Consider the following 15,435-nt stretch of genomic DNA (forward strand, 5'->3'; position numbering starts at 1 on the left):
TTTAATTATAAAATAAAAATCAATCAATGATTTTTATTTATAAATTCGATATCCGAGTACGGAACATGCATTATCATTTTTAAAAAATTTAATAGTAACAACACATTCATAGTGTTGCACGAATATGTCCAATATCGTATATGCTTATTAAAAACCGTTCGGATTTCTATGTTTGATAAGTTCACTAATAGAGCAAAACAAGTCATTAAGTTTGCTAAGAAAGAGGCTCAGAGATTAAATCATAATTATCTCGGTACGGAACATCTTCTTCTTGGGCTTCTCAAATTGGGGCAGGGCATAGCAGTTAATGTCCTGAGGAATTTAGGGATCGATTTTGAGCTCGTTCGCCGGGAAGTCGAACGTCTGGTAGGCTATGGTCCGGAAATCCAAATTTACGGAGATCCGGCTCTAACGGGTCGTGTCAAAAAAGCCTTTGATTCAGCTAATGAAGAAGCTATTGCTTTGGATCACAATTATGTCGGTACGGAACATCTTCTTCTTGGGGTTTTAAATCAAGCCGACGGAGTTGCTGCACAAGTTTTGGAAAATTTAAATATCGATCCCAAAGAAGTACGAAAAGAAATTTTAAAAGAGCTAGAGACGTTCAATCTACAACTTCCGCCGTCGAGCTCTTCTTCTCGACCTCCTTCTCAAAATTCGAAGTCTCCTTCAGGAGCTTCTCTGGGAATGGATAGATCCGGAGAAAAATTATCGGCTCTTAAAGCTTACGGTTACGATTTAACCGAAATGTACAAAGAGTCAAAGCTAGATCCTGTTATCGGTAGAAGCGCCGAAGTCGAACGTCTGATCTTAATCTTATGCCGAAGACGAAAGAATAATCCCGTTCTCATCGGTGAGGCCGGAGTAGGCAAGACCGCTATAGTCGAAGGACTGGCACAAAAAATCGTGAAAAACGAAGTACCTGACAGCTTAAGAAAGAAAAAATTGATTACCTTGGATCTAGCTCTTATGATCGCCGGAACCAAATATCGAGGACAGTTTGAAGAAAGAATCAAAGCAGTCATGGATGAGGTCCGTAAAAACGGAAATATTTTACTGTTTATCGACGAGCTGCATACCATTGTAGGCGCAGGAGCTGCGGAAGGGGCCATCGACGCTTCGAATATTTTAAAACCTGCTTTAGCTCGCGGAGAAATTCAATGCATCGGCGCAACCACTATCGATGAATACAGAAAGCATATAGAAAAAGATGCTGCTCTTGAGAGAAGATTTCAAAAAATTGTCATCCATCCTCCCAGCGTGGACGAAACGATTGAAATTCTGCGAGGTCTTAAGAAAAAATACGAAGAACATCATAACGTTTTCATAACCGAAGAAGCTTTACAATGCGCAGCCTCTCTTGCCGATCAGTACGTTCACAGTCGTTTCCTTCCTGATAAAGCCATCGATCTTCTTGACGAAGCGGGAGCTCGAGTACGTGTAGCTACTATGAACCAACCCACGGAGTTGACTAAACTTGAAGAGCTTATTGAAACGACCAGAAAACTCAAAGAGCAGGCTATCAACACTCAGGAATACGAAAAAGCTGCGGGTCTAAGAGACGAAGAGAAAAAGCTTAGAGACAATCTTCAACAACTTCGTTCCGAATGGGAGACCAGAAAGGACGAACACCAGGTACCCGTGGACGAAGAAGCGGTTGCTCAGGTGGTGGCTTTACAAACCGGAATTCCTTCTAACAGATTAACGGAAGCCGAAAGCGAAAAATTATTGAAATTGGAAGAGGCTTTAAAAGAAAAAGTTATTGGGCAAGATCCCGCTATAATCGCCATTTGCAAAGCCATACGCCGAGCAAGAACCGGAATTAAAGACCCCAACCGTCCGACAGGATCATTCTTATTTCTAGGTCCTACGGGAGTCGGTAAAACTCTTCTGGCAAGAACCTTGGCCACTCAAATGTTCGGCGGAGAAGACGCTTTGATCCAGGTCGACATGTCGGAATATATGGAGAAATTTTCAGCCACCAAAATCATGGGTTCTCCTCCGGGATATGTGGGTCATGAGGACGGCGGTCAGTTGACTGAACAAGTAAGACAAAGACCTTATTGCGTCGTTCTTTTTGATGAGATAGAAAAAGCTCATCAAGACATTATGGATCTAATGCTTCAAATTTTAGAAGAAGGGCGTTTAACGGACTCTTTCGGAAGAAAGATCGATTTTCGACATTCGATTATTATCATGACTTCAAATTTAGGTGCCGATTTGATCAAAAAATCCGGCGAAATAGGCTTCGGAGCTCGTGATCATATGAATTATCAAGTCATTGAAGAAAAGATCGATAAAGCCATGAAAAAACACTTAAAACCGGAATTCATTAATCGGTTGGATAGCAGTGTAATTTTTCATCCTTTAGCCGAAGAATCGCTTTGTAAAATTATCGATTTGGAACTCCAAAAACTTTGTTCCAGAATTGCCAAACGAAATTTGTTCATCAATATTCCTCAAGAAGTAAAAACTTTTCTTATGAAGGAAGGAAATTCTCCCGAAATGGGAGCACGTCCTTTAAGAAGAGTCATCGAACAATATTTGGAAGATCCCATTGCGGAGTTTGTATTGAAAGAAGCGGGAAGACAACATCAGGAGCGATTAGTTTTACAAGCTCGTTTAGCGGAAGATAAGATTATTTTTGAGAGAGAAGAAATCGTAATCAAGGAAGAACTGGAGACATCGGAAGTATAGAAACGTCTATGCTTCCCCCTCCCAAACAAAAGTCTCCTGAATAAAAGACGATTGTTTGACGAGGAGTAATCGATGATATAGGTCTTTGAAAAACGACTTTAACGTTTTTAGGATTTGTCTCATCTTCCGTTAAATAACACGGTTCATCTTCCGATCGGTAGCGAATTTTTGCCGTGCACTCATACGGAAACTTGGGTTTTGAAAACCAATTAACATCGGTTGCCGTTAGCTGATCTTTCAAAAGAGCTTCGGTCCCTTTTTTGTTAACAACATAGATAATATTCTCATTCATATCTTTACCCACTACATACCAAGGACCTCCAGGACCGCCTATCTCAAGACCTTTTCTTTGTCCTATCGTAAAAAAATGCGCCCCAGGATGCTGACCTAAAATAGATTTCGTATGCCAATCGATCAACAATCCTTGTTTCTCAGGTAAATATCGTCCTAAAAAATTCTTAAAATTTCTTTTTCCTATAAAACAAATTCCGGTACTGTCTTTTTTTGTTGCCGTAGAGATTCCCGCTTCCGATGCAATTTTTCTTACTTCGGATTTTAACAAATCTCCAAGAGGAAATAAAACCTTGCGAAAGCAGTTTCCGGGAGTTATCGAAAGAAAATAACTTTGATCTTTTGACAGATCTTTGGCCTTCATGAGAACGACGTTTCCGTCAATAAAAGTCTTTCGACAGTAATGACCGGTTGCCAGATAACCGCCTAATTCTTCGGCTTTTTTAAGCAAAAGTTTGAATTTAATCTCGCTATTACACAACACATCGGGATTAGGAGTATACCCCTGAGAATATCCTTCCAATAGATCGGCAAATACATTGTTTTTATATTCTTTAACGAAAGAGACCGTATAATAAGGGATATCCAAAAATTCACAAACGGCCATTACGTCTTCATAATCTTGAGCAGATGAGCATCCTTCGTCTTCATCTTCTTCATCCCAATTCTTCATAAACAATCCGATGACATCGAATCCCTGAGATTTCAATAAATAAGCGGAAACGGAAGAATCGACTCCTCCGGATATGCCGACTACTATCTTATTCAAAATTTACCCTTAACAATTTTTATGATTTAACAACAATTTTTGCCGATAAGGACCCAATAACCGACAATTAAGATTCATAAGAGAGATTTTAAAAACTCCGAATCTCAAAAAATTTCGATAGGTCATTTTAATTCAATCGGTAATATTTAAGAAAAGATCTTTCGATCTCACAAGCAGCTCTAGTTCTTTTTCCGAAACAACAGAAAAATTTTAAAAAAAATTTACAAGAAATACCGAAATCGAAGCCTTTTAAAAAGATCGAAAACATTTTCAAAAAGTATGTGCTCGGTTATCTCAAGGAGTAGGCGTTGCGGCCGTACCTGCAGAAGAAATGATCAAAGCAGCCGCTATAATAGCTGCTACGGCAACACCGAAAGTAATCCCGGAGATTCCGCTATGAGTTCTTTTTTTTGACATACAAGCTTGACAATCGGAATCCTCGCATTGCACTGAAGAGACTCCTTCAAAAGACCCCATATTATTACTAACGGGACCCTTTTTTTGTTTTGTTCGGGTATTACTGGCAATTAAAGATTTCTTTGTCTTGGGAGAAAGCTCAGAAACAACACTTTTTTCAACCAAAGGTTCTTCCGTAACCTTTTCGTTAGAGGGCGGAACTGTCGTCTCCGAAGCAAGTCGGACTGATGGGGTTTCCGTTTCGATAAGAGCTTTTTCGGCGCTTTGACTTTGCAAAACGTCTTTGACGACACCTTTAACTCCCGATTCCGTCACTTCCGCTAATTCCTCCTCATCCAAAAGATTACTTTCAATAGACTGAGACAACTCAGTCAAAATCTTGAAAGTATCCTGAGAATTTGAAGCAAAAGAGACGCTCTGAGAAAACATTAAAAAAATCGAAAGAGCGGCAATTTTCAGACAAATACCCGGGCGCACACAAACCTCCATACAAGCTCCTTGAACCTCAGATTACCAATATAATTTATTTTATACAACGAGATTAACGGAAAAAGAAGTCACACTTGATTGAGACGACCCTCCCAAGACTTTATAAAATTCAGAAATGTTTCTTTCGAAGGCTTCGTTTCAAAAAAACTTCGCGCAGATTCATCCGAAGATAAATAAGCAATCTTTCCCAACAAATTCAAATGACTTCGATCATCACAAGCGAATAAGAAAAACAGCGTCTCTACAAGCTTTCCGTCCAAAGACTTAAAATCAATCGGATTTTTCAGAAAAACAACAACTACGATATTGTAATGAATAGGCAAGAAAAAATCTCTTGCGTGAGGGATAGCAACTCCTCCTCCTATTCCGGTAGACATCATTTTTTCTCGAGAAATCAGCATCTCGGACAGAACTTGAGAATCCAAACTAAAATTTTCCGACATATGATCGCAGACCGCACGAAAAATATCAGACACATCATGAGCTTCAATGTTAGAAAAAACGAAGCCTTTATAAATCGATTTATACAAACCGTATTTCAAATAGCAATTTTCAAGAAGTTCTTCTGAGGAACGCTCTTCGCTTAACACACCTTTGTTATTAAAGATCCAGTTTTCGATTTCTTCTTGATTAAAGCGGTATTCGCCATGCATACGATAACAAGGAATGCTGTCCGACTCCACCCAGGATTTCACTTTATCTTCGGTTACATTTAAAAGAGTCACCAATTCATCCAAATCCAAATCCATACTCTACGCTCCGGAAAATAATTCTATTATTTCTTCAGGTTCGCACGCTTCCAACATTTTTTTTCGTCGAACGTCATCCTTCAATGCGAAAGTCAACTCGGAAAGCAAACGTAAATAGGCCGATTGCTTGCACTCCGGTCCTCCAATCATAAAGATTAGTCTCACCAAAGTACCGTCTATGGCATCCCAAAGAACTCCCCGACGATGAATGCCGATGACAACGAAAAAATCCTTGGAATCCTGAAGTTTAGCATGAGGAACAGCCACTCCCATCCCTATACCGGTAGATACGATTTTTTCTCTTCGGAGAAGAGCTTTATAAAAAAAATCCTTGTCGGACAAAAAACCTTCTTTTACGGTCAAATCCACGAGAGTTTTCAAAACCTCTTCACGAGTATCTTCATCTAAAAACGATATTAACTTAGGAGATAAGTAAGAAGGAATTAAAGAAAAGGTTTCCCGACAATTTTTTTCTTGATAAGCGAGCATTTACTTCTCCCCAGTATGACCGAAGCCCGACGAACCTCTCGTGGTATCGTCATTAACGGACTCTACCTCCGAAAAACAAACCTTACATACGGGAGCTACTACAAGCTGAGCGATTCTTAATCCGGGAGTTACTCTAAAATCTTCGATGCCGTGGTTTATCAAAATAACACCCAATTCACCTCGATAATCGGAATCGATAGTCCCCGGACTATTCAAAACGGCAATACCGTATTTTAAAGCCAAACCGCTCCTGGACCTAACCTGGATTTCGTAACCTTTAGGAATATGAAAAAACAAACCGGTCGGAATTAAACAATGAGAACCCGGACTAATGATAACATCACTTAAAACGGCTGCTCGAACATCGGCTCCGGAAGAACCTTCGGTCGCATAAAAAGGAACACTTGCCCCTTCGGAGGTTTTACAAAAAACCGTGATTTCATCCAGCACAATATTCATAAGGAGGGGATCATTGCTTATTCTTTTTCATCTGTCAATAAAAAAAACTCTTTAAGCTTATCCGATAAAAGATCATTTCCCGGAGAAATATCACGAACACGAGGTCGCAGATAACCAAGTAAAGTCCCTAGAGTACTCTTCAACTCTTTGCGTCTAACGATTTTATCTATCATACCTCTTTCCAACAGAAATTCCGATTTCTGAGCTCCGGGGGGCAACTCTTCTCCGACAACTTGCGTTACGACGCGTGGCCCGGCAAAACAGATCAAAGCCTGAGGCTCTGCTATGATAACGTCACCAAGAGAAGCGAATGAAGCAGTCACTCCTCCGGAAGTGGGATTAGTAAGAATGGAAAAATAAGGCACTCCTGCTGCATGCAATTTAGCCAAAGCTGCTGAAGTTTTAGCCATTTGCATAAGGGAAAAGACGGATTCCTGCATACGCGCCCCCCCGGAGGCGCATACGATAATCAAAGGAACGGAGATATTCAAGGCCTCTTCAATCAAAAGCGTTAACTTCTCTCCCACAACCGATCCCATAGATCCCGCCATAAAACTGAAATCCATGACACCCAGAGCTACGGAAATTTGTGCTATTTTACACTTTCCGACCATAACACCTTCACTGGCAGTCCCTGACTTCTTCCGGGATTTCGATAACCTGTCTTTGTATGATTCCGTATCCACGAATTCCAAAACGTCGACGGAAACCAGATTTTCGAATAAAGGAACCCAAGTTCCTTCATCAGCCAGAGAAACAATCCGCTCCTTAACCGAAAGTCGATAGTGATAATCGCATTTGGGACAACAATTACAGTTTTGAGCCAGCTCATTCGCATGAATCATTTCATGACAATGAGTACACTTTACCCACCCGCTGAAACCGTCGGTCTTTGTAGTTTGTACTTTAATTTTAGGCTTATCGTTTGAAAACAATCTCACTAACTACCTGATAAAAATCAAATTGTTAATTTTAAATCAATTTAAACTAATTCAGCAATCAAAATTTTATTTCCGTTCCAAAATTATTTCCTGAAACTTTTGTTCCGAAAAATGCCAATTAATTATTTTCGGAATGGCTTTTAAATAATCAATTCGAAGATTTTTATACTGTAAATAATAAGCATGCTCCCATAGATCGATTCCGAAAACGGGATAAACACCTGTAGTAGGTTCCAAAGGATCCTGATTATCGGTACTACGCATGCACAGTGTTTTATTTACCGGATCATACCCAAGCCATGCCCATCCGGAACCTTGATGAGGAACAGCAAATTCAATAAATTTCGTTAAGAAATTCTCAAAACTACCCCATTTTTCTTCAAGAGCCTTCAAAAGCGGGCCTTTCGGAAGCTCTCCTCCTCCTTTGCTTTCAGGGGTTAACATCTCCCAAAATAAAGAATGATTGATATGCCCCCCCCCGTTGAAACGAATCGTTTTTTGAAGAGCGATGATTTGATTCAAATCGCCGCCGGAATAATTTCTCTCCAGTTGTTTCAAAGCGGTATTAAGGTTATTCACGTAACCGGCATGGTGCTTCAAATAGTGAAGCCTGAGAATTTCTTCACTGATAACGGGTTCCAATTCGGCAAAGCCGTAAGGTAATTCGGGTAAAGTATACTGTAATGTTTCCATAATCGAATTGGGGTCCTCAAAGTTAATATTTTAATTAAAATTCCAAGTAGAAAAAGTTTGTTTTATAAAATCATCGAGCTCGGCTTCGACTTGAATCATTCTTTCTCGACTTAATGCCGAATCGGCAATATTTTTATCGTATTTTCGACATAATTCAAAATAAAATTTCATTTTAGGCTCCGTTCCGGACGGACGACACACCACCCGACAACCGTCTTCGGTAAAAAATCTGAGTACGTTAACTGCATACGTAAATTTACCCGTAGAATAATCTTCGAAAAGTAAAACTTTTTTACCGCCTATATTCTTTTTATCTTCTCCGTATTGACGAAATACGGTCATGAGATCCTTAATTTTTTTATCTCCGGCTTTCCCCTCAAAAGTTTTGGAAACAGTTTTACAAGCATAAAATCCGTGTTCGTTATAAATCTCGTAGAGAACGTCCAGAAGAGTTTTTTTTCGATTTTTAGCTTGCAAAGCGGCTTCTGCTATCAAAGCGGCTGCTGCTGCGGCATCCTTATCTTTAGCATATGTTCCGTATAAGTAACCGTAAGACTCTTCCGCTCCGAAAACGTAAACCGTCTCCGTACCCTCCCAAAGAGCCATTTTCTCTCCGACGTATTTAAAACCCGTAGGAACGTCGACAACATCGGCACCGTATTTTTGAGCTATATTTTTCAATAACTCCGTAGTTACAATCGTTTTGACCAGCTTATAATTGTCATTAAGACGAATGTTTTTCGCTAAGGCTCCCAAAATATGATGAGCCAGAAGACAAGCTATTTGATTACCGTTGAAAATAACAACTTCACCTTTATCAAGAATGACGACACCTAATCGATCGGCATCCGGATCCGTTGCAAGAAAAAGATCTCCTTGATTTTTTTTCAACACCTCAATTCCCATTGACAGCGCTTCCTTTTCTTCTGGGTTAGGACTGCCGATCGTGTGAAACAAACCTTGATCCGGAGCTTGCTCCTTAACGATCTCCAGTCCTGAGAACCCCCAGTCCTTCAACAATCGCGGGACAATATCCATTCCCGTACCGTGTAAAGAAGAATAAATCACGCTTAAAGAGTTTCCTAACGCAAGATCGTCGTCGCCGTATAAACGTAATTTATCGACCGTTTCAAGATACGCTTTATCCATATCTTCGCCTAAATTACGAATAAGGCTCGGATTGTTTTTTGGTACGTCTACGAATTTCACACAATTGAATTCTTCAATAATTTTTTTATCGAAGGGCGAAATCACCTGACCGCCGGTTTCCATATAAACTTTATAACCGTTATATTCTGGCGGATTATGAGAAGCAGTGATCATAATACCGAGGCTACAGTGTTCCCGAATCACTCCGAAAGACACCATGGCAACCGGACGCGGTTTATCAAATAAAAGCACTTCTATTCCGGAAGACGACAATACGGCGGCAGTCTCCCAAGCAAAAGCTTGAGATTGTGCTCGGGTATCGTATCCTACGATTACCTTATGACGAAGACTATTTCCCGGAATCTGTCTGGTTATAAGACTATTAACAAGAACCTGTGTCGCTTTGCGAATATTAAAAACATTGATGCGGTTAGTCCCTATACCGACAATGCCTCGCATCCCACCGGTACCGAATGTTAAATTTCGATAAAAAGCGTCCGTTAAAGACGCGGGATCTTTTTTCAATCGAGACAAAATTTCTTGTTTGACTTGATCCGGAAAATTACCGAATAACCAACTTTTAATATTATCGGCCGTTAACATATCGAAATTATCGGCTAATATGTCGTTGATCTCATCAATATCCATAATTCTTCTCCACCGATCGTTGATAACCGTCTTGCAATAATCTCATTACACTGCCGTCGTTGTTTCCGCAACGAAAAAATTTATGAGCAATTAAACATCGGACAATGCTGAGGCATTCTTACGTAAGAAAAAGACAACAGAAGAAAACCGTTACCCGGACTCTGCCTTGAAGAAACGGATTCGGGTAATTTTTCGCAAAAAAAGATACCGTCTCCGATATTTTCCTTATGCCTAAGGTTCAGGAGAAGTATGCAATCTTCGTGATCCTTTTTAACATACTCGACGCTTCTGGGATAAGGCATGAATTCATCATATACCAACCACAAAGGACGTCGACTCAATAAAGCAGAAGCAAAATCAGCCAATCCCTGTCGATAAATGAATCTTTCCACGGAAGGAAGTGAACGAAACAAACACCGATAAGAACGGTCATCGCGAGAATCGGTTTTTTCTTTAATAAAATTACTTATCTCGCTATACAAAGAGCGACAACTCGTAGAGTCGGCCAGTTTAGTAAAAAAAACACTCCCTCTCGTATTGAATTCCGTTTGATAACCGGGAGCTAAAACAAAACGCATAAAGAGTCCCTCTGTCCGTGGACCGAGATTGTATCCCATGAACAATAAAATTAGCAAGACCGAACGGCATTCCGACGATTCTCATTTTTTCGAACGACATCCCAATGTTCTCCTTTTACAAGAAAGGATCGGATTGACGTTTATAAATCCCTTCCTCGGTTTTGAAGCTTTAGTCCATTCTTCGTTTCAAAACGAGTCTGACGTAAACGTTAACAACGAAAGACTTGAATTCTTAGGAGACACCGTCTTCAATCTTATAGTAAGCGAGTATCTTTTTTTAAACTTTCCCGACGTTTCGGAAGGAACGTTATCCAGATACCGATGTCGGATTATATCTGCCGAGTCCTGTGCATCATTATCCGAACAATTAAAAATCGGCGAACTTTTAATTTTGGGACGCGGAGAAAAACTTAATGCTTTAAGAGGCCGTTTGACAGCCTATGCCAATTTATTTGAAGCTGTTATCGGAGCCGTTTATCTTGATCAAGGTTTAGATATCGCCAGGCAGTTATTAAAGGACCTTCTTCCTACGGCAGATAAACTTGTTTCAGATCCCTCTCAACCCGCTAAAAACGAGTTACAGGAACGCGTTCAAAAACGTTTCGGAATACTTCCCGTTTATAAGATCATCCTAACTCGAATTACGAATGAAAGCTCCTATTTCGAGGCAGTAGTTAAGATTAACGATCGAATTATCGGCAGAGGTGCAGGAAATTCTAAAAAAACGGCAAAAAAACAAGCGGCTGAAGATGCCTTAAAACATCTAACGGAGAATCATGTCGACTAAACCGAAAATCATCTGGGTTTGCTCGGAATGTGGGTTATCTCAACCCAAATGGATTGGGCAATGTCCGCAATGTTTGAACTGGAATTCTTTCGGAGAAGAACCGATGTTCACGAAACATTCCCACAACATTTTGAATCCGATTGAACCCATCCCTCTCAACGACGTATCGGAAACGGAAACCGTCCGTTTTTCTCTAGGGATGCCTGGTTTGGATCGTCTGACGGGAGGAGGAATCGTCAAAGGAGCTTTGACTTTAATCGGAGGTGATCCGGGTATCGGGAAATCGACTTTGCTGTTACAGATTTCTCAAAAGCTGGCAAATCCCCGAACGAAAGTCCTTTATATCTGCGGAGAAGAATCCATTCTTCAAACCTCTTTAAGAGCCGGTCGACTAGGAATTCGTTCTTCGGACATTCTTCTTTTTTCCGAAACCAATTTCGAAATCATAAGAGATAAAATCGTAAATTGCAGGCCTTCCGTATTAATCATAGATTCCATTCAAATCATGTATGATCCTCTAATCTGTTCCTCACCGGGTTCCGTTTCCCAAGTTAAGGAAATTACGAGTCAACTTTTAAAAATTGCCAAAAGAAATGAAATCACGACTTTTGTTATCGGACACGTAACGAAATCGGGGGATATTGCCGGTCCTAAGGTTTTGGAACATCTCGTTGATACAGTACTTTATTTTGAAGGCGATAGTCATTTAAATTATCGCATGATCCGTTCCATTAAAAACCGCTTCGGTCCAACAAACGAATTGGCATTATTCGTTATGCAGGAATTGGGTCTCATCGAAATCGTTAATCCTTCAGCTATGTTCCTAAAAGAACGCAATACGGAATTTCCGGGATCCGCCATCGTTCCCGTAGCTGAAAATTCTCGTACCATTCTCGTAGAAATACAAGCCTTGGTTTCCAATAGCCCTTACAGCAATCCTTCAAGAAAAACGTCAGGGTTCGATCAAAACAGGTTGGCTTTGTTATTAGCCGTGATGGAAAAAAGAGCCAAATTATATCTTCACGATAAAGACGTCTTTCTTTCGATCGCGGGCGGATTGAAAATCATCGAACCCTCTGCCGATTTGGGAGCACTTTTATCGGTAGCTTCTTCTTTAACGGGTAAAATCATCAACCCCGGATTCACGATCTCAGGAGAAGTCGGTTTAGGCGGTGAAATCCGCAATGTTTCGGGGGTCGAACAAAGACTGAAAGAAAGCATTCTTATGGGTTTTTCCACGGCCGTTCTACCTCAAGGTCAAGTGGCGAATATTCCGGACAAAATCAAAAAAGAGATTGAAATTATAGGAGTTAAAAATATCAAAGATGCCCTTAAATTTCTTTCATTCTGATATCGAAGCTCTAATTCAAGGAAAGAAACCGTTACGTTTGGCCGGAAGAAAATCACCGCTTTCCGTCATACAAATCTCTGAAATCGAATCCACGTTGAAAAAAATCTACCCTCGCATGCAATTCGAACGAATTCTCGTGGAAACCATGGGAGATCTGGATAAAACGACCCCTTTACGACTTATTAAAGCGGAAAACTTTTTTACGAACACCGTAGATCGGCTAATCTCCTTAAAAAAATGCGATGCGGGCATCCATTCCGCGAAAGATCTTCCTCAAACCCTTCCTTCCGACCTCACTCTTGTTGCCGTGACAAAGTCAATTGCTTCCGGCGACAGTTTAGTTTATCACCCTTCTTTATCGCTTCCTTTACCGAAACGACTCATTATCGGAACGTCTTCCGCAAACAGATATAGGACGGTCAAAAATCTTTTTCCCGATTGCATCGTTAAGGACATTAGAGGTAACGTCAATGAAAGACTGTCCCGACTTTATCAAAAAAAGTTCGATGGCATAGTAGTTGCCGATGCGGCTTTGATACGTTTAAAAACGGATATCAAACATAAAATACCTTTACCTCCTCCCTATGCGCCTCTGCAGGGTTCTCTTGCAATTATCGCTTTGAAAACACGTAAGAATCTCAAGCTTCTTTTCCGAGCTATCGATATCGTCGTCTGTCGAAAAACACTTCCTAATGATCAAGGACCTTAGGTTGCGCATCTTTTCCGATCAATAATATGTTTTGTTCCGGTAACGCCTCAGGATACTTTCGGCGAAGATGAAGCGCACCGAACAAAGTTTTAAGCATCGCTTGCTTACACAATTTCAACTCAGCCAAAGTTAAGGGAGAATATTCGAACTGACCGTCCGAAAATTTTTGAGCGACTATTTTATCGAGGAGCTCCGATAACGATTTTTCGGTTACCGTACCTAAAGAACGAGAAGCCGCCTCAAAGGAGTCCGCTAACATAATGATCGTCGACTCGATGGTTGAAGGCTTTTTACCTTTATATCTAAAAAAATTTTCATCTAAAATCCGTTCATTTTCCTTGGGCTTAGAGTTCTTATAATCATAATACAATGAATGAACCATCGTAGTGCCGTGGTGTTCTTTAATTACTTTGATCACCGTTTCCGGTAAATGAATTTTCGAAGCAAGATTTATGCCTTCGGAAACATGAGAGAGGATAATTTCCAAATCCTTTACGATATTCCGACATTCGGGATCTTCAGCAATCCCGGAAGAGCGATTCTCAACGAAAAAGGAAGGATTGACGAGCTTACCTATATCGTGATACTGGCCCGCTACCCGACATAAAAGACCGTCTCTTTGAATTGCATTAGCAGCGGCTTCCGCCATACAACCGACTAAAACCGAATGCTGGTAGGTTCCTAAAGCTTCCGTAAACAATCTTTTAAGATATTCTTGTTCAGGATCGAGCAAGAGAAGCAATGCATGTTTCGAAGACGACCCGAAAAAAACATCTAAAAGAGGAACCAAACCTATAACAAAAATAGCCGTCACAAAACTAAAAATAAAATTAAATAAGGCATCCCAAACAAAAATTCCTATATTCCATTCGCAATCAAAAATACGAATAACGGTCGTTGCGGCAAGTGTCGGAAACCATAACTTCACGCACACCTTGAAAATCGAATTGGATCGGTGGATTTTACGAATCATTAAAAACGAAAAACCGACGGATAAGATATTAATGGAATTGAATATTGTATTATTCCAAATATCGGCTCCTAAAGTATAAATCAACACAAGACAACTGCATACGAAAGCGGACAAAGGAATTCCCAAAAATATCCCGATTAAAATAGCGGAAAAAGGTAAAATAATCGGATAAGGGATATTTCTTACGAGGTTCAGACTTCCCGAAGCAAAAAGAACCTCGATAAACTTTACTCCGATCAAAGAAACGATACAAATTGCAATAAGAACGGTAAATTTCCTGTGATCCGAAAACACTTCTTCGAAAAAGAATTTAAGAAAAAAGTATCCCAAGCATAGTATCGCTCCGGACAGAAAAAGCGTTACCGGCCAAGGACGTAAGTTCCACAAAACACTACCCGAAGATTCATTCCTTAAAAACTCGAATAAAGCTCGCTCCCTCAGACCTATCTTTTGGTATTTTTTAACGACAACGTCTCCACTCTTGACGATTTCGGCTTGTTTTCGATAAGGAGATTCTTGAATAATGAAACGACTAAGTCGATCATCCTGCTGCACATAGACCTGTCCCCTAACTTCGGCAATGACTTTCGCAATAACTTCCGGATCGAATCGGGAATCCTTCATCAATTCATTTTTGAGAAAATCGAGGCCGGTTTCATAGATTTCGTATTCCGAGAGGTTGGAGGAACGAAAAACGTGAAAACCGATGCTCTCGGGCACAAGGCCTTTTTTCGCTAATTCACGTATATAATCATGAGTCGCGGCATCCACGAATCTGCATGAAGACAAAAAGTCACACACGCGAGACATTATGTCCGACATGTTCTCCGGCAGTCTTTCCGAAATACTTTCGGTTAATAACCCGGATTGCGGAAATGAAAAAACATAGACCTTCCCGAAATCCTTATTCCGAGAATCATCGAGGGAAGCATCCCATGAGAAAACTCCATTTACCGGAGATACAATCGTCCTCCCGGAAAACCCTCCGGTCTCAAGATCCAGGAAACAAAAGACCTTGAATTGCAAAAAACCAAAAATGCAAATCCCAAAACCGATGGCCGCACTTAAACGACAAAAAAAACTCAATGCTTTGGAATTCAAAAACAAAACCCTTTAGTCAAAGCCGGCATACATACGATCCAGTGATTCAGTCAAAAAAAATCTTTGGAAGGTTACGGTATTTTTTACATTTTTATCAAACTATGTTGTATCAGGCGATAAAAACCTCCTTTATATTTGTAAAAGA

Annotated in this window: 14 protein-coding genes; 4 read left to right on the plus strand and 10 right to left on the minus strand. The window is 40.3% G+C overall.

Translation table 11 applies throughout. The features are described from left to right. Positions 1-168: 168 nt before the first annotated feature. Complete coding sequence (locus RSA43_01615; GenBank protein ID MEG2495985.1) at positions 169-2,697, plus strand: ATP-dependent Clp protease ATP-binding subunit; 2,529 nt, start codon at positions 169-171, stop codon at positions 2,695-2,697. Here RSA43_01615 and mnmA read toward each other — a convergent pair. From mnmA to RSA43_01660, 9 genes are all read right to left on the minus strand, one after another. Continuing rightward, a complete protein-coding gene (gene mnmA / locus RSA43_01620) occupies positions 2,666-3,757 on the minus strand; it encodes a tRNA 2-thiouridine(34) synthase MnmA (GenBank protein MEG2495986.1) in 1,092 nt (363 codons plus the stop codon). The two genes, RSA43_01615 and mnmA, sit on opposite strands and share 32 nt — an antisense overlap. Before the next feature lie 294 nt (positions 3,758-4,051). Further along, entirely contained in the window at positions 4,052-4,663 is a 612-nt protein-coding gene (locus tag RSA43_01625; protein ID MEG2495987.1) for a hypothetical protein, read from the minus strand. 68 nt (positions 4,664-4,731) lie between these two features. Beyond that, positions 4,732-5,412 carry a PTS sugar transporter subunit IIA gene (locus tag RSA43_01630; GenBank protein ID MEG2495988.1) on the minus strand — a complete coding sequence of 227 codons (681 nt, stop codon included), beginning with the start codon at positions 5,410-5,412 and terminating at the stop codon, positions 4,732-4,734. A gap of 3 nt (positions 5,413-5,415) precedes the next feature. Then, positions 5,416-5,901, minus strand: coding sequence for a PTS sugar transporter subunit IIA (locus tag RSA43_01635; GenBank protein ID MEG2495989.1), 486 nt, complete (start codon positions 5,899-5,901; stop codon positions 5,416-5,418). Beyond that, positions 5,902-6,360, minus strand: a complete 459-nt coding sequence (dut, locus tag RSA43_01640) for a dUTP diphosphatase (protein ID MEG2495990.1) — start codon at positions 6,358-6,360, stop codon at positions 5,902-5,904. It lies immediately after the preceding gene. A 17-nt stretch (positions 6,361-6,377) separates the two neighbouring features. Beyond that, entirely contained in the window at positions 6,378-7,301 is a 924-nt protein-coding gene (accD, locus tag RSA43_01645; GenBank protein ID MEG2495991.1) for an acetyl-CoA carboxylase, carboxyltransferase subunit beta, read from the minus strand. 66 nt (positions 7,302-7,367) lie between these two features. Further along, positions 7,368-7,994: a superoxide dismutase gene (locus RSA43_01650; GenBank protein MEG2495992.1), complete on the minus strand. Its 627-nt coding sequence runs from the start codon at positions 7,992-7,994 to the stop codon at positions 7,368-7,370. Positions 7,995-8,024: 30 nt separating this feature from the next. Further along, a complete protein-coding gene (locus tag RSA43_01655; protein MEG2495993.1) occupies positions 8,025-9,791 on the minus strand; it encodes a phospho-sugar mutase in 1,767 nt (588 codons plus the stop codon). A gap of 80 nt (positions 9,792-9,871) precedes the next feature. Next, the gene (locus RSA43_01660; GenBank protein MEG2495994.1) at positions 9,872-10,369 is read right to left on the minus strand and encodes a DUF5070 domain-containing protein; all 498 of its coding nucleotides are present in this window, start codon (positions 10,367-10,369) and stop codon (positions 9,872-9,874) included. Between the two features lie 37 nt (positions 10,370-10,406). On the opposite strand from RSA43_01660, the gene rnc reads away from it, so the two are divergent. Genes rnc through RSA43_01675 form a run of 3 tightly spaced genes read left to right on the plus strand, consistent with a single transcriptional unit; the run spans position 10,407 to position 13,216 of the window. Then, positions 10,407-11,156: a ribonuclease III gene (gene rnc / locus RSA43_01665; protein ID MEG2495995.1), complete on the plus strand. Its 750-nt coding sequence runs from the start codon at positions 10,407-10,409 to the stop codon at positions 11,154-11,156. Continuing rightward, positions 11,146-12,507, plus strand: coding sequence for a DNA repair protein RadA (gene radA, locus RSA43_01670; protein ID MEG2495996.1), 1,362 nt, complete (start codon positions 11,146-11,148; stop codon positions 12,505-12,507). The genes rnc and radA overlap by 11 nt, the downstream gene beginning before the upstream one ends. Further along, positions 12,482-13,216, plus strand: coding sequence for a hypothetical protein (locus RSA43_01675; protein ID MEG2495997.1), 735 nt, complete (start codon positions 12,482-12,484; stop codon positions 13,214-13,216). Before radA ends, RSA43_01675 begins: the two co-directional genes overlap by 26 nt. Here the strand turns inward: RSA43_01675 and RSA43_01680 are convergent. Beyond that, a complete protein-coding gene (locus RSA43_01680; GenBank protein MEG2495998.1) occupies positions 13,197-15,290 on the minus strand; it encodes an HDIG domain-containing protein in 2,094 nt (697 codons plus the stop codon). The genes RSA43_01675 and RSA43_01680 overlap by 20 nt on opposite strands. Positions 15,291-15,435: the final 145 nt, after the last annotated feature.

The organism is Victivallaceae bacterium (assembly GCA_036659455.1).
Classification (GTDB): Bacteria; Chlamydiota; Chlamydiia; order Chlamydiales; family Chlamydiaceae; genus JAVXCN01.

Excerpts from the sequence above, each read along its gene's own strand:
- RSA43_01615 (MEG2495985.1), top strand. The coding sequence starts at position 169 with ATGTTTGATAAGTTCACTAATAGAGCAAAACAAGTCATTAAGTTTGCT.
- RSA43_01625 (MEG2495987.1), bottom strand. The coding sequence starts at position 4,663 with ATGGAGGTTTGTGTGCGCCCGGGTATTTGTCTGAAAATTGCCGCTCTT.
- RSA43_01630 (MEG2495988.1), bottom strand. The coding sequence starts at position 5,412 with ATGGATTTGGATTTGGATGAATTGGTGACTCTTTTAAATGTAACCGAA.
- RSA43_01635 (MEG2495989.1), bottom strand. The coding sequence starts at position 5,901 with ATGCTCGCTTATCAAGAAAAAAATTGTCGGGAAACCTTTTCTTTAATT.
- dut (MEG2495990.1), bottom strand. The coding sequence starts at position 6,360 with ATGAATATTGTGCTGGATGAAATCACGGTTTTTTGTAAAACCTCCGAA.
- RSA43_01650 (MEG2495992.1), bottom strand. The coding sequence starts at position 7,994 with ATGGAAACATTACAGTATACTTTACCCGAATTACCTTACGGCTTTGCC.
- RSA43_01655 (MEG2495993.1), bottom strand. The coding sequence starts at position 9,791 with ATGGATATTGATGAGATCAACGACATATTAGCCGATAATTTCGATATG.
- RSA43_01660 (MEG2495994.1), bottom strand. The coding sequence starts at position 10,369 with ATGCGTTTTGTTTTAGCTCCCGGTTATCAAACGGAATTCAATACGAGA.
- rnc (MEG2495995.1), top strand. The coding sequence starts at position 10,407 with ATGAACAATAAAATTAGCAAGACCGAACGGCATTCCGACGATTCTCAT.
- radA (MEG2495996.1), top strand. The coding sequence starts at position 11,146 with ATGTCGACTAAACCGAAAATCATCTGGGTTTGCTCGGAATGTGGGTTA.
- RSA43_01675 (MEG2495997.1), top strand. The coding sequence starts at position 12,482 with ATGCCCTTAAATTTCTTTCATTCTGATATCGAAGCTCTAATTCAAGGA.